The sequence below is a fragment of the Mycobacterium sp. genome (assembly GCF_032161845.1).
In the GTDB taxonomy this organism is placed as follows: Bacteria; Actinomycetota; Actinomycetes; order Mycobacteriales; family Mycobacteriaceae; genus Mycobacterium.
In genome coordinates this window covers 1-17,949 of record NZ_JAVRQA010000405.1, presented here as the reverse complement: position 1 = coordinate 17,949, position 17,949 = coordinate 1, and the positions used below count along the sequence as shown (strand labels likewise).

Here is a 17,949-nt window from a genome sequence, read left to right as displayed (position 1 = left end):
GTCTCAACGCGATTCTGCGTCGGCGGCGGCGGGTGCTGCAGGCGGGACCCGATATCGCCTCGGTGCGCAGCATCGCCGCGATGACGCTCAGCAGCTTGGGCCTTTTCCGCAAGCGCCTGAAGACCACGCTGCTGTCGGCCGCGGACATCAAGGCGAACCCGACCCTGGTCTACATCATGGGACCGATCGCGCGCGCACTGAACGCGCTTGGCGGCGACTTCCGCTGGCAGCACCTGCCGGTGCCGTTCGAGGTGTACGCCGACGGCATCGATCTGGTGATCTTCGAGGAGTTCGGCGCGGGCGCTGCGGCGCTGCACCTGCGCGACGAGGTCGAGCGCAACGAGATGATGCGTGACGAGCAGTACCGCCGCCGGTTCCGCAAGGAGTACGAAAGCAAGTACGGCCTGCGAGTCTGGCACCGCGACTTCTTCGACGCCGACATCGTCGACTGCCCGGACGCGAGTGTGATCGGCAAGTCCTTCGGACAGGTCGGCGTCGACCGCGGCGGTCTGCATCCGGTCGATGCATTCCTCGATCTGGTCCTCGAACACGGCACGGCGTTGCGCTGGCGGACGACCATCTCCAACCACCGACCCGAGGTGCTCAAGAAACTCGCCAGCGATCCCGGTGTCCAGATGGGCTTCTCCGATGCGGGCGCGCACCTGCGAAACATGGCCTTCTACAACATGGGTCTTCGCCTGCTGCGCCACGTGCGCGACGCGGAACTCGCGGGTAAGCCGTTCATGACCGTCGAGCAGGCGATCCATCGACTGACGGGCGAGCTGGCCGACTGGTATCGCCTGGACGCGGGCCATCTGCGGATCGGTGACCGCGCCGACGTCACGATCATCGACCCGGCCTGCCTCGACGGCCGACTCGATGCATACGCAGAGGATCCCGTCACGCAGTACGGCGGGCTTTCACGGATGGTCAACCGCAACCGCGAGACGGTGACCGCGGTGCTCGTCGGCGGCCGCGCGGTGTTCCTCGACGGTGAGGCCACCGAGTCGGTCGGGCGCCGCAGGACGGGGCGCTTCCTACGCGCGGCGCACAAGTCTCCCGCAATCCCCACGCAGAAGGATGAGTTGACAAGTGTCGGTTGAGGATACGGTTCTCGGTCTGTGGAAGGCGCTGTCGGCGCGGGACTGGGAGTCGGTGAAGACGTTCCTGTCTGACGACTGCATCTATCTCGACGTGCCGGTGGGGCCGACCGCAGCTGCGCGTGGTCCCGAGGACATCGTCAAGAGGCTCAAGATTGGAATCGAACCGCTCGCGTCATACGAGAACTTCGACGGGCTGCTGTTGACGGACGGCCGAGAGGCGATGTACGAGCATCACGAGGAATGGCATTGGAAGACAGGTGAATCCGCGGTGCTGAAGTTCGTTTCCGTGCATCGGGTGGAGAACGACAAGGTCACTCTGTGGAAGGACTATTGGGACATGGCAGCCTTGGCCAACCATGCACCGCCCACGTGGTTGGAGGACTTCGCCAACGCTGACATGTCGTGGATCTTCGACGCGACCGGCCTGATCTAGTCGGACGCTAGACGCACTCGGCTAGACACACTCGGCTAGACACTCCAAGCCATCCGGAACTTCTCGGCGAGTTCCTCGGGCGTGAGATCGGCGTAGTTCTCTTGCTCGTAGCGCCGGACCGCCACGGTGGCATCCACCGCGGCGTCACCGAGAATGCCTCGCAGTAGCGAGGATTCGGCCAAGGCGTCGATGGTCACCACTTGGCTGTCCGACAGCAGCCCGACGCCCGCCACCGCGCGGTCGGCCTCCGAAAGCAACGACGGGTCGATCGAGATCTCGGGAGGCAGGGGTAGTTCGCGCTCGATGCCGTCGAGCGCCAGGCCGAGGATTGCCGCTGTCGCGAGATAGGGATTCGCCGCCGGGTCGACCACCTTGACCTCGACGTTCGCGCCGTGCGGCGTGCCAGGTCCGCCGGCCAGGAAGCGGACGGCGGCTTCACGGTTCTCGGTACCCCAGCAGACGTTGGCGCCCGCCCAGCTGCCCGGCTGCATCCGCAACCCGGACAGGATCGACCCGCACAGCACCGCCTGGGCCGCGGGCAGCCCGGCCAGGATGCCCGCGATCGCGGCTTCACCGGCCGGTCGCATCCCGTGCGCGGCGTGGCCGCCTGCGAACAGCGGGACGCCGTCGTGTCTCAACGAGAAGTGTTGATGGGCACCGGAACCGACGCTGCCAGCAAAGGGTACCGGTGACAGGCTGATCCGAAGCCCGTGCCTTCTGGCGGTCCGTCCCGCGATGATCCGCATCGCCATCAATTGGTCGGCGGCGGCGACCGGCGAGTTGGGTGCCAACGAGATCTCGAACTGGTTGGCGCCGTACTCGGGGTGGAACTGTTCGATGGCCACGCCGGACGTGGTGGCTGCCTCGGTGACGTCGCGGACGAATCCCTCGAATTCGAGGACGCCTGCCAGCCCGTACTGCGCCCACAGGTGTGAGGGCAAGCGCGCGCCGTCGGGCCCGACGAGGACGAACTCCATCTCGTGGCCGACGAGCGCGCTGAGCCCTGCAGAGCTCAGGCGATCCTCGATGCGTGCCAAGGTTCCTCGGCTGCAGAAGGGATCGGGTGAGCCGTCCTGGTCGAAGAACGATCCCGGCGCCCAGGCCACGCCATCGCCGAGGATGCGCATCGCGCCGACATCGATGCGGATGCGCTGATCACCGACCACGCCGACGGCGCCACCGACGGCGATGCCCGCCTGGTCGATCGTGAACACGTGCCACACCGGGCTGGCGCCGAGGCCAGGGTCGGCGAACGCGCTCACTCGGTTCAGTGGCACCGTCTTCGCGTGGACGAGTCCCGCGGAGTTGACCACCGTGCCGATGAGCGTGACGACCTCGGCTGATTCGAGCGTGGAGATGGCCGCAGCGAGCGGTGTGGCTGCCATGGGTCCCATTCTGCACGGGGCCCGTGACGCTGGTGGTTACAGCGTGATCTTGCAGGACTGGCCGATGTCGAGGGTCCGCAGCATCCGGCCCATCCCCAGCCACATCGCGCAGGACAGGGCCAGGTCGGTCAGTAGTTCTGGGTCGAATTGCTGGTTGCAGCGTTCCCAGAAGTCCTCGTCGTCGCGCAGTTCGGTGTGACCGGCCGCGAACCGGGCCGCGAACTCGGCGGCGATGCGCTCCTGCGGGCTGTAGCCGGGCCAGGTCTTCCACTCGGCCGCGTGGTCGTAGAGGTCCTCGTCCACCCCGGCCGCGATGCCCGCGGAGTCGCGGGTGTTTTGGCAGACCACGCATTCGTTGTCAAGTGCGATCACCATGCGGGCCAGCTCGCGAGTTCGCATCGGCAGGCGGTTCTTGTTGTAGACCGCGTTGGTGTAGCCGGCCATGGCGACGCCGATGTCAGGAGATCTCGTGATCCATGCGGCGGCGTCGTCGTCGGCGAAGTCTCCAATTCTGCTCATCGCCGAATCGTACGCCGAAGATCGTATTTCTGGAACACGTTCTAGTTTCTTGGTTCAGCGCGCGGCGGTGAGTTCCTTCATGTCGTCGTCGGTCCAGTCCCTCTGCATGAGCATGCGTAGAGCGATGCGCTCGAGCGCGGCCTCGACCTGATCGCGGTCTGGGCTGCCCTCGAAGAAGGGCGATTCGGCGAGCTTGTCGACGATCAGGCCCACGATGGTCATCGACATTGCGTCGACCTGCCTGGCTCCGGCCTGGGTGAGCCAGAGTCGGCCGCCGGTACCTAGTGCGTAGCCGTCGGCGATGATGCGATCGAAGACGGGTTCGACGACTTCGAACGGCACTCGCAGGCGCTCGGCGATGTCGAAGAGCGTCGCGGACCCGAACACTTGGTTCTGTCGATAGATCTGGAGCAGCGCCCAGAGCTGCGGGACGTCGAGACTGCAGCCGGGACGCTTGACCAGGTTTCTGAGTCGAATCTCCGGGGAGTCTCTGAACATTCGACCGACGGCGACCTCGAGGATCTTCTCGGGGGAGTCGGTGCTCGGCATGCCGAAGCCCTCGCCGAGGTCGGTAGCCGAGACGGCGTCCATCTCGCGCAGTGGCACCTCCTTGAGGAACAGTGCGACGACGAAGCCGATGACCGCCACCGGCACTGCGCACAGGAATACGGTGCCGAGCGAGTCGGCGTAGGCGTCGATGATCGGTGCCGCCATGGCGGGCGAGAGCTGGTGCAGGGCCTTTGGAGACTCGGCAGCCTGAGCTGGCGCACCGCTTGCGGCCAGCGCCGACGCCAGCTTGTTCGCGAGGAAGTTCGCGAACAGCGAGCCGAAAATGGCTGCGCCGAAGGAACTTCCGATAGTGCGGAAGAAGGTGACGCCCGAGGTCGCAACGCCAAGGTCCGCATAACTCGAGGTGTTCTGCACGACGAGGACGAGGACCTGCATGCAGAGCCCGATGCCGGTGCCGAGCACGAACAGATACACCGACTGTTGCCAGGTGGGCGTCGAATGATCCATGCCGGAGAGCAGGAAGAACCCGATGGCCATGATGGCCGTGCCCGCGACGGGGAACACCTTGTACCGGCCGGTGCGCCCGACGATCGCGCCGCTGCTTATGGACGTGATCAACAGGCCGGCCACCATCGGGAGTGTGCGCAAACCTGATTCGGTCGCCGACACACCGTCGACGAACTGCATGAAGGTCGGCATGAACGTCAAGGCGCCGAGCATGGCGAAACCGACGATGAAGCCGAGAATGCAACAGACGGTGAAGACCGGGCTGGCGAACAGTCGGATCGGCAGGATCGGTTCCGCTGCGCGGAGTTCTACCCACACGAATGCCGCGAGCGCTGCGCCCGAGGCCGCGAAGAGGCCGACGATGACCGGTGACGCCCATGGGTATTCACCACCACCCCAACTGGTCGCCAGGGTGAGGCCGGACGCACCCAATCCGACGAAGAGGATTCCGGCGTAGTCGATGACGGGTTTGGCCGCCCGCGCCAGAGACGGAATCGCGGCAGCGCCCACGATGAGGACGACGATCGCGACGGGGACGTTGATCCAGAACGCCCACCGCCACGTCAGATTGTCGGTGAAGAAGCCGCCGAGGAGCGGTCCGATCACGGTCGTGACGCCGAACACCGCGCCGAGGGCGCCCTGGTATCGGCCGCGGTCCCGCAGCGGGATCACCTCGCCGATGACGGCCATCGACGTCACCATGATGGCGCCGCCGCCGATGCCCTGAAGTGCGCGCGATGCCACCAGCATGGTCATCGAGCCGGCTAACCCGCAGAGCACGGACCCGACGAGGAAGAACAGCACGGCGGCCTGGAAGACGGTCTTGCGTCCGAATACGTCGCCCAATTTGCCGACGATCGCGGTCACGATCGTCGATGCCAACAGATAGCTCGTCACCACCCAGGACTGGTGCCCCGCGCCGCCGAGATCGGCGACGACCGTGGGCAGCGCCGTCGCGACGATCGTCTGGTCGAGCGCGGCGAGCAACATGCCCAGCAGCACGCCGACGAAGATGAAGTTGCGTCGTCGCGGGCTGATCAGCGCGTTGGCCGATTCAGGATCCGCGGTGTTCGTCCCTGTGGGACTCGTCATTCCTGCCTCCCGAAGTGTTCGGGCGGCTGAAGCCGCCCATGAACCTATCGTTTAGCAAGGCTAAAGAGTTACGCGTTGCCGACGTGTGGCGGCCGAGCCACGCACTGGGCGGAGTAGAGCTCCACGCCGAGCTTGTCCATCAACTCGAGCTGCGTCTCCAGGTAGTCGATGTGACCCTCTTCGTCGGCGAGGATGCCCTCGAGCAGGATCGCACTCGTCGAGTCCTGCTTTTCGCGGCACATGATCACACCGGGCTTGAGACGTGCCAGCACGTCGTACTCGATCGTCAGGTCGGCCTCGAACTGCTCACGCAGGGTCTGGCCAACCTTGAGTGAGAACAGCCGCTGGTAGTTCGGGAGGCCGTCGAGCAGGAGGATGCGGTCGGTGATGGCCTCCGCGTGGTTCATCTCCTCGAAGGCCTCTTTTCGGGTGTAGGCCGCGAGTTCGGTGAATCCCCAATTCTCTTGCATCTTCGAATGCAGGAAATATTGATTGATTGCAGTCAATTCGCTGGTTAATTGCTCATTCAGCAATTTGAGGACGTCGGGATCACCTTGGCGCATTTCATCGCTCCTATAACACCGTGAGGGCTGTCAAGTGTCAGTTCTGGCTGTTGCTCGCCGACGCCTCGTTCAGGCGCGGTCGCCCTCTCAACCTAGTGCAACGGTGGCGTGCGAGCCACGGATCCGCGCCAACTTTCGGCGTGTTCTTGGCCCGGCTCGCGACCGCGGAAGCCCAGCTGAGGGTAGGCAAACCACGGAGAAGGGCACCGATGATGGACTGGCTCCCCTAACTAAGGTTAGACTGGGCTAACCTGCTGGCAGCGTCCGCGGAACGGCCGTGCGCGCCCCTACCTTCGAGGCGGAATTGATGAGCGAGGACGAATTTCATGCATTCGTGCCCGCCGTCGATAATCGGGCGGAGAACGGTTAAGAAATGCGGTTGACCAATCTTTCCTGCAAAACGCGGACAATGGACGCTCTCGGCACTCGCCGTGACCATTCATTCGGCATCGTTTCGGCGTTCACCAAGCGGGTTGCGGTGATCGGCTGATGTTCGTGTGCCTGTGCAACGGGGTGACGAGCCAAGCCGTCACCGATCTCGTCGCCTCAGGCGCGTCGACGTCGAAGCAGATCGCCGACGCGTGCGGCGCAGGCACCGACTGTGGGCGCTGCAGACGCACGCTGAGGGCGATCATCGAGGCGGGGAGCGTCGCGAGGGCGTGCCCCGTCCACGCAGCGGGCTAGCTCGAGTCGCGCCGATCGGCGAAGGCCGCCAGCGCATCGGCGTTGGCCGCTCCCCCGAGCAGTTCGGCGAACTGCGCGTATTCCCGCGCTGCGGCGGCCGTGATCTCGTGGCGAGTCGGCTCGACCATGGTCTGCTTCACGGCAATCAGGCTCGGAATCGACCGAGACGCAAGGACTTCCGCGTGACGATGCGCGTCCGGCAGGAGCGCGTCGGGCTCGCACACCTTCCACACGAATCCCATCCGATGGGCCTCCGCGGCATCGACCCACTCCGAGGACAGCAGCATCCACGCCGCGTTCTGCCGACCGACGAGCTGCGGCAACAGATAGGACGACGCGGCCTCGGGTGCGACGCCCAGGCTGGTGAACGGGCACTTCAGCCGTGCCGACGTGGACATGAAGACCAGATCGGCGTAGCCGAGGATCGTCGCGCCGATGCCGACCCCAAGACCGTTCACCGCCAGGATCAAGGGCTTCCGCAGCGCCGTGAGCGTTTCGATCATGCCGGGGAACCCGTACCGGCCGGACTGAAACTCCGGATCGGTGATGCGCGCCTGCATCTCGACCAGGTCGTTGCCCGCGCTGAACGCCCGCCCCGTGCCGGTCAACAGGATGACGGCGACCGTCGGGTCCTCGTCGGCGTCGCGCAACGCGATCGTGGTGGCGTCGTACAGCGCCTCGTTGAATGCGTTGAGCGCCTCGGGACGGTTGAGGGTAAGGGTTCGCACCCCGTTGGCGTCGTCGATCTGAACCAGCACGGCTGCAGCGTATTCGTCAGCCGTTGGAGTACACGCGACTGGGTGCGATCAGGACGACCGTTCGCCGCTGCTCGGCCATCACCCGGTCGTATTCGGCCCAGTCGTCGTGGTTTCCGCCGGCAGCCACGAAAACGTCGCGGAGCAGGAGGCGCAGCGCGTCGCCGGTGAGCCAGGGCCGCGGGTCGTCCGGGCCTGCGAGTTCGGCGGTGCCCTCGACGGTGGCCCACTGCCACCCGGCACGGAACGTCACCGCGGTCTGGGGTCGCGCCCGCAGGTTCGCCAGCTTGACCCTGCCGTAGGTGACGAACGCCAGGGTCTCCTCGCCCGTCGCGGGATGCGGGAACGCACCTGCGTTGACGAGCGACGCCTGCACGGTGCCGTCGCCGCGAACGGTCGACACCACGGCTAAACCGCTTTCCGACGCCGCCAATCCAACGGCGTCGGCGAGGGTGGTCATGGCGCTACCTCGAGGGCAAATGGTGAGCGCAGTACGTAGCGGCTGGTGGGCACCGTGTCGACGTCTCGATTGGCGCCGAACGCCGACGTGCTCGCCACCATCCGGTTCATCCGATCGTTCAGGTCGTCGTCGTCAGCAGCCCCGAAGAACGCATGCAGGTCCCGAGTGGCCTCAATGGGAAACAGTTCCTCGACGATCGCATCGATGACCGGTGCCCCCGACGTCAGCGGGCGCACGACTGCGTTCTGGGTGTATCCGAACGTCGACTGCGTCGCGATCGCGACCGGCGTGTGGTCGACATGCCAACGGGAGAGCCAGGTTTCCTCGGTCAGCTCAGCAGGCCGTCGAAGCAGTGCGACGTTCGCGAAGCCGGGTGTGCGCTCCCCTGGGAGCGTCGGCGGCGGAGGGAGGGGTACCGATTCGGTGACGAGATACGCGTCGACGCGGTCGCATTCGCCGGCCAGGCGGTCCAGAGCGTCGACTACGTGCGGGCCATAGGACTGTTGGGTCCAGATGGTGGCGAAACCGACGACGGGTGGATTCAGCGTCGTCAGCGTCATCAGTGAGCTACTGACCGAGGCGTCCCGGACGTTGATCGCGAGACCGGGCGCCCCCAGCCCGAGCAGGTCGTCGGCGACCACGGTGCGCAATCGTGTGCACCACGAGTCGTCGCCTGCTGCCGCCCTGAGCGTGATGATGACCTTCTCCACCGTACGAACGTACCGCCCACGTCGCGGCGTTGACCCACAATGGTTGGGTGGTTCGGTAGGTTTCGACGAGTTGTGATGGGCAGGCGATGAAGGGGCTACCGCAACGGCTCACCATGCCCGACCTCGGCGCGGTGAGCCGCAGTCTTCTCGGGGTGATCATCGCGGCGGCAGCCGGCCTGCACTGGGGGTCGGCGGGTGCGGCGACGGCCGCGGCGGGTGCGGCGGCGATCGCGGGCGCCGCCGCGTTGCAGGACACCCCGCGCGGACCCCTCCCCCTGGTGGGCGCGATCTCGTTTCAGATGGGTGCGGCGGTCTTTCTTGGCACCTCGTCGTCGTCCTCCGGCGTGCTCTTCGTGCTCGTGGCGACGGCCTGGTGTTTCGTCGCCGGGCTGCAGTGGGCGGTCAGCACCAACGCCGGACTGATCGCTGCGGCGGCGGGCGCGCTGCTCGTCACCGCGCCGCCGGTCGCGCCCACCGTCTCATCTGTCGTGACGGCGAGCGTGCTCGCCATCTGCGGCGGACTGGTACAGGCGGTACTGATCGGGCTGTGGCCCCGTCGCCGGTGGCGGCTCCAGCGCGATGCGTTGACGCACGCGTATCGCTCGCTCGGTGTCGATGCGCAGAAACTCGCCGCCGATCCGGAGGTGGGAATCGATCCGGCGCCGCTGGTTTGGCTCCGCGACTCGTTCACCCTGACTGACGGTCAAGCCAACCGGCGTCCCGTCGCCTACCGCGCCTGGTACGGGCTGCCTCATCGGATATCGGTGACCTTGACGGCGCTGGCAGGCAGATCGGCCGGCGACAAGGAGGCGGTGGCCGAGGTCCTGCGCGCTGCCGCAACGGTGTTGGACGTCGTTGCGAACCGTAGTCGGACCGCCAAACGGGACGCGATGAACCGCATGCTGCGGGTGGAAGCCGCGGCCGACACGGTGGCGGTGTCGAACGTGGCACTGGCGCAGCGTCTTTCCCACCAGCTTCGGCAAGCCGTCGCGTTGCGTTTCGGCGAGCTCCCCCTCGACGCCGATCACGCCACGCGGCTCGGACGCAGGGGCGGACTGTCTGCGATGCCCATTGCCGTTGCGGCGATCGGAGCACACCTGACGTGGGGATCGCCCATCCTTCGGCACGCGATCCGCCTTGCCGCCGCGGTAGGGGCCGGCGTTGCCGTCGAACGCTTCGCCGACGTCCCGCACGGGTATTGGATTCCGTTGACCGCGCTGATGGTGTTGCGGCCGGAGACCGCACATACCTACACCAGGTGTGTGGGCCGGGTGGCAGGCAACGCGGTGGGCATCGTCGCTGCGTCGGTGGTGACCATGATCTGGCATCCCGCGGGCCTGGGGGCTGCCGTGCTCGCGGTGGTCATCCTCGGAATCGCTTACGCGGTATCGGGATTCGGATACGTGGCGATGAGTGCGGCTCTCGCGGCGGCGATCGTCTTCCTCATCGACGTGACGAGCGTTGCGGGGGCCGGCGCCATGGCTGATCGGCTGATCGCGACCATGATCGGCGGTGCTCTCGCGGTCCTCGTCCACGTCGTGCTTCCCGATCACTCGATGGTCCGTCTTCGCCAGCGTGCTGGTGAATTGTTGAAGACCGAGATCGACTACGCGGCAACGGTCATCAAGGCGTTCGGACACGGTCTGGACCATCCCGCTGAGGCGCTGGCGGCGGCGTGGGATCGGGCTTTCAGAGCGCGGGCGGCGTTCGAGGCGGCGGCGGGTGCGACGACGTCGGACTCGGGCGACCTGCGCCGGTGGTTGAAGTCGTATCGCACTGCGCTCAACGCGGTCACCACCTCGTGTGCGACTCTCGAGTCGAGCCTGCCCGCTCACCCGCCCGCGACGCTGAGCAGCGAGTTCGTCGTGGCGATCGACGAGTACGCCGAGGCGCTGTGCGGCGGGCCCTCCACCCCTGGCGCACCATGGAGCATCGACGGGGATCGGGTGGCGGCCGCCGAGCAACGCATTCGCGAGGCCGCTCGGAAGCTGGGGCCCGATGACGTCGCCAGTCGCGTGTTGGTGGCCGAGATCGGCGACATCACCCGCAGCTTGGTTGGCATCACCGACTGAATCCGATGGCGCGGCAAGCTCAGTCGCGGGCCCACCGCGGTTGAATGAAGACGCCTTCGGCCTCGACGGTCACGCCATCGGCATCGGCGAGGTGGCCCTTGGCGAAGGTCTTGACGCCCTCGGTTCGGACGATTGCGGCCTCGACGTGCAGGTCCCCCAACGCCGTAAGGCGGCGGTAGCGCAGGGTGATGGTGCCGGTTAGTCGGGGCTTGTCGGGTGAACTCGCCGCGTCGCCGAGGGCGTGATCGAGGATGAGGGCCGCGATCCCGCCGTGCACGTGTCCAGGCGGCCCCTCGTAGGCGGCGCCGAGGTGGAAGTCGGCACGCACCCCGCCGTCGGCCGTCGGTTCGAACACGAGCGGAGGGGCGACGGGATTGCGCAGCCCGATCACGGCGTTGCCCCAGGGCATCTGGTCACCGTCGCTGCCGAACCGCACGCCGAACGATCCCTCTAGTTGCCTCCCGCGGAGTCGGGCAGTCGCGGCGTCGATCTCGGCCTTCGCCGCCGCCACGGCGTCGGCGTCCATTTCGGTGCGGATGGTGGCGTCGATCAGTTCCCGGACCGACGCCGTCAATGGTTCGTAAATGCCGCGCAGCCGCTCGACGTCCTCGGCGCTGAGGTTCTCCACGGGAAAGTCGAGCATTTTTGAACTAGAACACGTTCTAGCGTCCGTGTCGAGTCGCTGCTATCCCGTCGGCGCGGGTCCGACCAGCAAGTGGCGGATCACCGGGCCAGCCCACAGGACCAGTTCCTGGTGGCTCAAGTTGGCCACGGCCGGGTTGCTCAGGACATAACGGGTGGTGGCGAGTCCGATGATGAAGGAGCCCATCAGGCCGGCCCGTTCGGCCGGGTGATCGGGGGTGATGGCGGCGAGGACCGGGGCCACCTGGGTGGCGAACACCTTCCGCATGGTCTCGGCGGCGGTGGTACTCGTCATCGCCGCACGCAGGAGTGCGATGAAGGTGGTGTCGTCCTCCCATACGGCGAAGAACTTCGGCAACAACACCTCTGCCACGCGGTCGGGGTCGATTCCTGCGAGTTCGGGCAGGTCGAGGGTGAACTCGGCCGCGGCGGCGAACAGGTCCTGCTTGCTCCCGAAGTAGCGGATGACCAATGCGGGGTCGACCCCCACGTCGGCGGCGACCGCTCGAAGGGTGGTGCGTTCATAACCCTCGGCGCCAAAGCGCGATCGTGCCGCGGCGAGAATGCCGGCGCGGGTCTCTTGCGCGTTGCGGGGCCGAGTCGAAACCATCGGGCGAGAGTATGTCACCGAGTGTTGACATGGCTAGGGCCGCGGCCTAACGTGCAAGTCACCAGGTGTTGACTTCATCTTGCGAACATCGGAGAGTCGCCATGAACGACCTGCCCGTACTCGTCATCGGCGGGGGCCCGACGGGCCTGACGGCAGCGCTCGAACTGTCGCGCATGGGCATCGACGTACGGATCATCGACAAGGCGCAGGAGCCGTCGATGACGTCGCGCGCACTCGGTGTGCAGGCCCGCACCCTCGAGTTGCTAAGACCCCGCGGGGTCGGAGACGAGATGCTGCGGCTCGGCAATCGGGCCACCCGAACGGCGTTGCACGCCGACGGCCGGCAGATCGCGGGCATCGACTTCAGCCGCATGCACAGCCAGTTCAACTTCGTCCTGATGCTCGCGCAATCCGAGACCGAACGCCTGCTCGCCGAACAACTCGGCCGCCAGGGCGTCAAGATCGAACGCGGCGTCGAATTCACCTCTCTCGCTGAGCGTCCCGAGTCGGTCGAGGTGGTCATCACCGCGTCCGACGGCACCGCAGAGACGGTCGAAGCGTCCTACGTCATCGCGGCCGACGGATCCCACAGCCCCGTCCGCAAGTTCCTGGGTCTACCATTCACCGGTCGGTCATTGCCGCAGAGCTACGTGCTGGGTGACGTTCATCTCGCGGGCGGTATCGCCGAGGATCAGCTGTCGATCTTCTTGGCGCCCAATGGTTTTCTCGCCGTCTTTCCGATGGGCGATGGTCGGTTCAGATTCATGGCCACCGACCCGGACGGCGTCACCGGCGACGCCCCGGAGCCTTCATTGACCGACATCAAGGCCCTGTACGACCGCACCGTCCACCTCCCTGGCCAGCTCTACGATTTGAATTGGAGTTCGCGATTCAGGATCAACAGCCGCCACATGGAGACCTTGCGCCGAGGTCGGGTGTTCTTCGGCGGCGATTCCGCCCACGTCCACAGCCCCGCCGGTGGCCAAGGCATGAATGCCGGGATACAAGACATGGTGAACCTGGCGTGGAAGCTCGCAATGGTGCTGCGCGGCAACGCAAAGCCCGAACTGCTCGACACCTACGAGTCCGACCGACTGCCGGTGATTCGCCAATTGGTCGGGATGACCGAGCGGGCGACGAAGGCGTTCAACTCCACGAATCCGGTGGCCCATGCGGCACTCACCCGCCTGGCGCCGCTCGTGCTGGCCCGTGCCAGAGTGCAGGACAAGGCGGTGCCGCGGCTCGGGCAGATCGCCGGCTCGTACTGCGGTACGCGAATGGCCAAGGGAGGCGGAAGAATTGGCGGTATTCGGGCGGGTGACCGTGTTCCGGACCTGGAACTGGCCGAGGGCAGGCTCTACGACCTGGTAGATACCGCGACGCTGACGCTGCTCGTCGCCGGCGGTGCCGATGGCATTGCCGAGGCGATCCGTCCCTGGGGCGACGTCGTCGTGGTCCGGGACGTGTCACTGCCGAACGAATTGGTCTCCGGCCCGGGATGGCTGCTGGTGCGTCCCGACTGCTATCTGGCGGCGGCGGGGCGTGCCGGGGATGCGCACCGCCTCCGCGGGTGGCTCAGTCGCTGGCTGACGACGCCGCAGGGGTGATTCCCCGGCGCGCCGCGGCTGAGGCGAAGCCGAGCCAGGTATGACGATTGCCGGCCCAGCACCACCCCACCTTCGGAGCATTGCGACGCTCCGGCCCGTCCCGCCCGGTGCCATTGCTGAACCAGATCGCCGGGGTGCGGGCGTCGAGTCGGCCGTTCGGCTTCTGCAGTCGCGAGGCGATCGTCATGAAGCACCTGTTGCGTTCGAGGGTCGCGGGTAGTTGAAGCAGCCAGTGAAGGCCTTCGTTCAACGTCAACGGAGTGCGGCCGGATGCCACGATCGCCGGGAGTGCCTCGTCGGGACTCCAGTTCGCCATCTCGTCGCCGCGGTCGATGCCAGCCACTACGTACAGGGATGAATCCGGGAGCGGCACAACCGGTTCGAATAGATCGACATCTGCCATGTCGGTGACCACGAATCCCGTCCGCCCGTCGATCCGCAATAGCGGCGCGAGTGCCGACGCCGGTGCGACGGAGGGGTGGACGACCAGCAGTGCGTCGTCGGAGTCCGCGCTGTCCGGCCAGCCGTCGATGAGGCTCACGGCTTCCTCGGTGGCCCCCGGCACGCCCAGGTCGATCAGGCGTCGGGCTTGCTCGGAGAGGGGCGGCAGGCTCATCACGTGCCCTCAACGCAGCGCATGATGGGAAAGGTTCCTAGGATTGTCGACAAATTCGGAAGAGCGATGGCACGGAGGAAGGAGGCGGTGGACGTGGGGTCGGACGGGTACGCGTTGCCGGCCACCCTCGTCGAACTCGCCGCGCACCGACTGCGTGATGCGATTCTGAGCGGTGCGCTGAAGCCCGGCGAGAAGATCATCGAAGAGCAACTGTGTGCCGATTTCGGTATCAGCCGGGCACCGTTGCGTGAGGCGCTGAGGCTGCTCGCGCAGCAGGGGCTCGTCGAGCACCTGCCGAGGCGAGGTTCCCGCGTGACGGAATGGTCGCCGACCGACGTCCTTCAGCTCTTCGCTCTGCGCCACGTGCTGGAGCGACATGCCGTCGAGACCGCCCTGCCGCTTGCCGATCCCGTCATGGCACTGCAACCGGTGCGTGAGGCCCTTGACGTCATGCGCAGGGCCACCGACGAATTGGCGCGGGACGATGCACACCGACGGTTCCACGCCGCCGTCGTCGAGCTCGCCGACAATCGGCAGCTGAACATCACGCTCGAACCGATCCTGCTCAAACTGCAATTGCCGATGGCGACCAACCTCCGCGAGGAGGCGCGCCATCACCGGGCCGCGGACGGGGTCAAACGCCACCGCGAGATCCTGGTGGCGTTGGAGACCAACGACCCGACGGCCGTGGTCGCAGCCCTCGAGGGGCACGGGCACTTGCACTATCTCGGCCTCGAGTCTCATCGCTAACACAATCGACACACAGCCGTACCGCGACCGCCATCATTCTGTCGACAATCGACAGTTATGGCTCATGATGCGCACGGACCGTCGATCGGCCCGTCGGTCGCCGAGGTACTTGCTTCACATGCAGGCGGTACGGGGTCGCCCACCAAGACGGCGACCAGGGTGGCGGATGCCATCGCGGCCCGCGGCGACGACGGGACATGGCTCTCGACGGTGCCGCGCGACGCGCTTCTCGCGGCAGCCGCCGACATCGAGAACCGGCCGGGCGCACGGACTCTGCCGCTCTACGGCGTGCCATTCGGCGTCAAGGACAGCATCGACGTCGAGGGCGTCCCGACGACCCTGTCCTGCCCCGACTATTCCTACGTGGCATCGGCCACCGCGCCCGCAGTCCAGAAACTGCTCGACGCGGGCGCGCTCTACGTCGGCAAGACCAACCTGGACCAGTTCGCCACCGGGCTGAACGGCACTCGGACGCCGTACACCGTGCCGCGCAGCGTGTACGGCGGCGAGATGATCTCGGGCGGCTCGAGCTCGGGTTCGGCCTTGGCGGTCGCGTTGGGGCAGGTGCCGTTCGCGGTCGCCACCGACACGGCGGGCTCCGGCCGGGTGCCCGCGGCGCTCAACGGCGTCATCGGCTACAAGCCGTCGCGTGGACTGATCAGCACGGTCGGGCTGGTGCCGGCCTGCAAGTCGTTGGACTGCATCAGCATCATGGCGGGTTCGGTCGACGACGTCGACCGGGTCATGGGCGTGATGATCGGCCGCGACGACGCCGACGCCTGGTCCCGGGACCGTGGACCGCACTACGCGGGCGGAGTCATCCGCGTCGGGCTGCCGCCGGTCCGCGAGCTCGAGTTCTTCGGCGACGACGCGATGCGCACCGCGCATCTCGGATTCCGCGACCACCTCGCCCGGCACGCCACCATCGTCGACATCTCGCTCGAACCATTCCTCGCCGCGGGCGCCCTTCTGTACCAGGGGCCGTGGGTGGCCGAACGCCTCGTCGAATTCGGCGACTTCCTGGCTGCGCAGCCGGAGTCGATCCACCCCGTCGTCCGCGACATCCTCCGCAGCGGGGAGAAGTACAGCGCTGTCGACGCCTTCGCGGCACTGCAGCGGCTGCAGGAACTCAAGGCCGAAGTCGGGCGGCTCTGGGATGGGGTCGACGTGCTCGTCGTGCCCACCATTGGAACCACGTTCACCGTCGACGAGGTGTTGGCCAGGCCCATCGACTGCAACACCGTCCTCGGCCACTACACGCACTTCGGCAACCTCCTGGACCTGCTGGGCGTCGCCGTACCGCTGGGCACCACGACTGACGGGCGACCCTACAGCGCAATGCTTCTCGGTCCGGCGCTCAGCGATGACACCGTTCTGCACCTGGCCGCCCAGGTCCTCGACGAACCGCGCTCGGCGGGCGCCGAAGCCGCGGTGTCGACCCACTCCCCCGCAACGAAGGAGCAGATATGACGCCGTCCGCCGAAGTCGCCGCCGAGCCGTTTCCCTTTCAACTCATCGCAGGCAAGACGGCGCTGATCGTGATCGACATGCAGCGGGACTTCATCCTGCCCGGCGGCTTCGGTGAGAGCCTCGGCAACGACGTGGGCCAACTGCTCAAGGTCGTGCCACCGTTGGCCGCGTTGATCTCGGCCGCCCGCGAGGCAGGAGTGATGGTGATCCACACCAGGGAAGGCCACGAGGCGGATCTATCGGATTGCCCACCGGCCAAACTGAATCGGGGCGCCCCTTCGAAACGCATCGGCGACCCCGGCAAGTACGGCCGCATCCTGATCCGCGGCGAGTACGGCCACGACATCGTCGACGAACTCGCCCCCGTCGATGGCGAAGTGGTGATCGACAAGCCAGGCAAGGGCGCCTTCTACGCGACCGAACTCTCACACGTCCTCACCGAGGCGGGCATCACCCAACTGCTCATCACCGGCGTGACCACCGAGGTGTGCGTGCACACCACGACACGGGAGGCCAACGACCGGGGTTATGAGTGCCTCGTCGTATCCGATTGCGTCGGTTCGTATTTCCCCGACTTTCAACGCGTTGGCCTCGAGATGATCAAGGCGCAGGGCGGCATCTTCGGATGGGTCGCCGACACCACGGCCGTCATACCGGCCATCGAATCGCTCGCCGCCGCTCCCCTTTCCCAGGTCTGAGAGGACTGACCATGTCGACCGACGTCACCGAAACCCCGTCCGATCCGCCTGCTGAGATACCCGCGGCCAAGCCCGCGTTAGCCATCCCGTGGTGGACGAGGGGCGACACCAACGCGTTCTTCGGGCTCGGTTTCAACATCCTCGTCAACGTCCTGACGTTGACCGGGCTGATGATCGGCGTCGTCAAGGTGCCCGCGGGCGACGTGCTCGGCACCGTATTGCCGGCACTCGGCGTCGCGCTGATCCTCGGCAATCTGTACTACACGTTCCTGGCCAGGCGCCTGGCCCGTCGCGAAAGCCGCACGGACGTCACGGCATTGCCCTACGGGCCGAGCGTGCCGCACATGTTCATCGTCGTCTTCGTGGTGATGCTGCCGGTATACCTGAACACCAAGGACGCGATGCAGGCCTGGCAATCGGGGTTGGCGTGGGCGTTCATGATCGGCATCATCGTGATGATCGGCGCGTTCGTCGGGCCCTACATCCGCAAGCTGACGCCGCGCGCTGCGATGCTCGGCACGCTGGCCGGCATCTCGCTCACGTTCATCTCGATGCGGCCCGCCGCGCAGATGTGGGAGGCGCTGTGGATCGCGCTGCCCGTCATGGTGATCATCCTGATCGGCTTCTTCACCGATCTGAAGCTGCCGGGCAACATCCCGGTCGGGCTGGCCGCGCTGCTGGTCGGCAGTGCGATCGGCTGGATCGGCGGCTACATGTCGGCGCCGGACGTGGTCTCGGCCGCGCGCGAGGTGGCGATCTCGCT

At 66.6% G+C, this 17,949-nt stretch carries 17 protein-coding genes and 2 pseudogenes; 9 read left to right on the top strand and 10 right to left on the bottom strand.

Annotated features, from left to right (window positions below; genetic code table 11):
- Both QOD90_RS21955 and QOD90_RS21950 read left to right on the top strand, forming a co-directional pair.
- Positions 1–1,103 (top strand): annotated as a pseudogene (locus QOD90_RS21955) (hypothetical protein); the annotation flags it as partial.
- Positions 1,093–1,536 (top strand): nuclear transport factor 2 family protein, encoded by a 444-nt coding sequence (locus tag QOD90_RS21950; protein WP_526353014.1) that lies wholly within the window; start codon positions 1,093–1,095, stop codon positions 1,534–1,536. The pseudogene QOD90_RS21955 and the gene QOD90_RS21950, both read left to right, overlap by 11 nt.
- A 35-nt stretch (positions 1,537–1,571) precedes the next feature.
- On the opposite strand, the gene QOD90_RS21945 is transcribed toward QOD90_RS21950, so the two are convergent.
- From QOD90_RS21945 to bfr, 4 genes are all read right to left on the bottom strand, one after another.
- Positions 1,572–2,921, bottom strand: coding sequence for a type I glutamate--ammonia ligase (locus QOD90_RS21945; protein ID WP_526353012.1), 1,350 nt, complete (start codon positions 2,919–2,921; stop codon positions 1,572–1,574).
- 36 nt (positions 2,922–2,957) lie between these two features.
- On the bottom strand, positions 2,958–3,440 hold the full coding sequence (locus QOD90_RS21940; protein WP_526353010.1) for a carboxymuconolactone decarboxylase family protein: 483 nt from the start codon (positions 3,438–3,440) through the stop codon (positions 2,958–2,960).
- Positions 3,441–3,494: 54 nt separating this feature from the next.
- Entirely contained in the window at positions 3,495–5,549 is a 2,055-nt protein-coding gene (locus tag QOD90_RS21935) for an MDR family MFS transporter (protein WP_526353008.1), read from the bottom strand.
- A gap of 68 nt (positions 5,550–5,617) precedes the next feature.
- Complete coding sequence (gene bfr, locus QOD90_RS21930; protein WP_526353006.1) at positions 5,618–6,112, bottom strand: bacterioferritin; 495 nt, start codon at positions 6,110–6,112, stop codon at positions 5,618–5,620.
- Positions 6,113–6,601: 489 nt separating this feature from the next.
- On the opposite strand from bfr, the gene QOD90_RS21925 reads away from it, so the two are divergent.
- On the top strand, positions 6,602–6,796 hold the full coding sequence (locus QOD90_RS21925) for a (2Fe-2S)-binding protein (protein ID WP_526353004.1): 195 nt from the start codon (positions 6,602–6,604) through the stop codon (positions 6,794–6,796).
- Here the strand turns inward: QOD90_RS21925 and QOD90_RS21920 are convergent.
- The 3 genes from QOD90_RS21920 to QOD90_RS21910 are packed head-to-tail and all read right to left on the bottom strand — an operon-like array spanning position 6,793 to position 8,721.
- The gene (locus QOD90_RS21920) at positions 6,793–7,554 is read right to left on the bottom strand and encodes an enoyl-CoA hydratase/isomerase family protein (RefSeq protein WP_526353002.1); all 762 of its coding nucleotides are present in this window, start codon (positions 7,552–7,554) and stop codon (positions 6,793–6,795) included. The genes QOD90_RS21925 and QOD90_RS21920 overlap by 4 nt on opposite strands.
- 16 nt (positions 7,555–7,570) lie before the next feature.
- A complete protein-coding gene (locus QOD90_RS21915; protein WP_526353000.1) occupies positions 7,571–8,011 on the bottom strand; it encodes a TIGR03618 family F420-dependent PPOX class oxidoreductase in 441 nt (146 codons plus the stop codon).
- Positions 8,008–8,721 carry an EthD domain-containing protein gene (locus QOD90_RS21910; RefSeq protein ID WP_526352998.1) on the bottom strand — a complete coding sequence of 238 codons (714 nt, stop codon included), beginning with the start codon at positions 8,719–8,721 and terminating at the stop codon, positions 8,008–8,010. Before QOD90_RS21910 ends, QOD90_RS21915 begins: the two co-directional genes overlap by 4 nt.
- Before the next feature lie 86 nt (positions 8,722–8,807).
- Between QOD90_RS21910 and QOD90_RS21905 the strand changes: the two genes are divergently transcribed.
- Positions 8,808–10,793: an FUSC family protein gene (locus QOD90_RS21905; protein ID WP_526352996.1), complete on the top strand. Its 1,986-nt coding sequence runs from the start codon at positions 8,808–8,810 to the stop codon at positions 10,791–10,793.
- 19 nt (positions 10,794–10,812) lie between these two features.
- Here the strand turns inward: QOD90_RS21905 and QOD90_RS21900 are convergent, their stop codons facing one another.
- Positions 10,813–11,436, bottom strand: a complete 624-nt coding sequence (locus QOD90_RS21900) for a PaaI family thioesterase (protein ID WP_526352994.1) — start codon at positions 11,434–11,436, stop codon at positions 10,813–10,815.
- A gap of 42 nt (positions 11,437–11,478) precedes the next feature.
- Entirely contained in the window at positions 11,479–12,045 is a 567-nt protein-coding gene (locus tag QOD90_RS21895) for a TetR/AcrR family transcriptional regulator (RefSeq protein WP_526352992.1), read from the bottom strand.
- A gap of 101 nt (positions 12,046–12,146) precedes the next feature.
- Between QOD90_RS21895 and QOD90_RS21890 the strand changes: the two genes are divergently transcribed.
- Entirely contained in the window at positions 12,147–13,652 is a 1,506-nt protein-coding gene (locus tag QOD90_RS21890; protein WP_526352990.1) for an FAD-dependent oxidoreductase, read from the top strand.
- On the opposite strand, the gene QOD90_RS21885 is transcribed toward QOD90_RS21890, so the two are convergent.
- Entirely contained in the window at positions 13,621–14,268 is a 648-nt protein-coding gene (locus tag QOD90_RS21885) for a DUF5701 family protein (protein ID WP_526352988.1), read from the bottom strand. The genes QOD90_RS21890 and QOD90_RS21885 overlap by 32 nt on opposite strands.
- A gap of 66 nt (positions 14,269–14,334) precedes the next feature.
- Between QOD90_RS21885 and QOD90_RS21880 the strand changes: the two genes are divergently transcribed.
- The 4 genes and pseudogenes from QOD90_RS21880 to QOD90_RS21865 form a co-directional block, all read left to right on the top strand.
- Positions 14,335–15,018: a GntR family transcriptional regulator gene (locus QOD90_RS21880; RefSeq protein ID WP_526352986.1), complete on the top strand. Its 684-nt coding sequence runs from the start codon at positions 14,335–14,337 to the stop codon at positions 15,016–15,018.
- 57 nt (positions 15,019–15,075) lie between these two features.
- Complete coding sequence (locus tag QOD90_RS21875) at positions 15,076–16,488, top strand: allophanate hydrolase (protein ID WP_526352984.1); 1,413 nt, start codon at positions 15,076–15,078, stop codon at positions 16,486–16,488.
- Positions 16,485–17,186 carry a cysteine hydrolase family protein gene (locus QOD90_RS21870; RefSeq protein WP_526352982.1) on the top strand — a complete coding sequence of 234 codons (702 nt, stop codon included), beginning with the start codon at positions 16,485–16,487 and terminating at the stop codon, positions 17,184–17,186. Before QOD90_RS21875 ends, QOD90_RS21870 begins: the two co-directional genes overlap by 4 nt.
- 11 nt (positions 17,187–17,197) lie before the next feature.
- Positions 17,198–17,949: pseudogene (locus QOD90_RS21865) on the top strand (regulator); the annotation flags it as partial.

What these genes read in the sequence shown, in the direction of transcription:
- QOD90_RS21945 (WP_526353012.1), bottom strand. Translation starts at nt 2,921, where the DNA reads ATGGCAGCCACACCGCTCGCTGCGGCCATCTCCACGCTCGAATCAGCC.
- QOD90_RS21940 (WP_526353010.1), bottom strand. Translation starts at nt 3,440, where the DNA reads ATGAGCAGAATTGGAGACTTCGCCGACGACGACGCCGCCGCATGGATC.
- QOD90_RS21935 (WP_526353008.1), bottom strand. Translation starts at nt 5,549, where the DNA reads ATGACGAGTCCCACAGGGACGAACACCGCGGATCCTGAATCGGCCAAC.
- bfr (WP_526353006.1), bottom strand. Translation starts at nt 6,112, where the DNA reads ATGCGCCAAGGTGATCCCGACGTCCTCAAATTGCTGAATGAGCAATTA.
- QOD90_RS21925 (WP_526353004.1), top strand. Translation starts at nt 6,602, where the DNA reads ATGTTCGTGTGCCTGTGCAACGGGGTGACGAGCCAAGCCGTCACCGAT.
- QOD90_RS21915 (WP_526353000.1), bottom strand. Translation starts at nt 8,011, where the DNA reads ATGACCACCCTCGCCGACGCCGTTGGATTGGCGGCGTCGGAAAGCGGT.
- QOD90_RS21905 (WP_526352996.1), top strand. Translation starts at nt 8,808, where the DNA reads ATGAAGGGGCTACCGCAACGGCTCACCATGCCCGACCTCGGCGCGGTG.
- QOD90_RS21900 (WP_526352994.1), bottom strand. Translation starts at nt 11,436, where the DNA reads ATGCTCGACTTTCCCGTGGAGAACCTCAGCGCCGAGGACGTCGAGCGG.
- QOD90_RS21895 (WP_526352992.1), bottom strand. Translation starts at nt 12,045, where the DNA reads ATGGTTTCGACTCGGCCCCGCAACGCGCAAGAGACCCGCGCCGGCATT.
- QOD90_RS21890 (WP_526352990.1), top strand. Translation starts at nt 12,147, where the DNA reads ATGAACGACCTGCCCGTACTCGTCATCGGCGGGGGCCCGACGGGCCTG.
- QOD90_RS21885 (WP_526352988.1), bottom strand. Translation starts at nt 14,268, where the DNA reads ATGAGCCTGCCGCCCCTCTCCGAGCAAGCCCGACGCCTGATCGACCTG.
- QOD90_RS21880 (WP_526352986.1), top strand. Translation starts at nt 14,335, where the DNA reads ATGGCACGGAGGAAGGAGGCGGTGGACGTGGGGTCGGACGGGTACGCG.
- QOD90_RS21875 (WP_526352984.1), top strand. Translation starts at nt 15,076, where the DNA reads ATGGCTCATGATGCGCACGGACCGTCGATCGGCCCGTCGGTCGCCGAG.
- QOD90_RS21870 (WP_526352982.1), top strand. Translation starts at nt 16,485, where the DNA reads ATGACGCCGTCCGCCGAAGTCGCCGCCGAGCCGTTTCCCTTTCAACTC.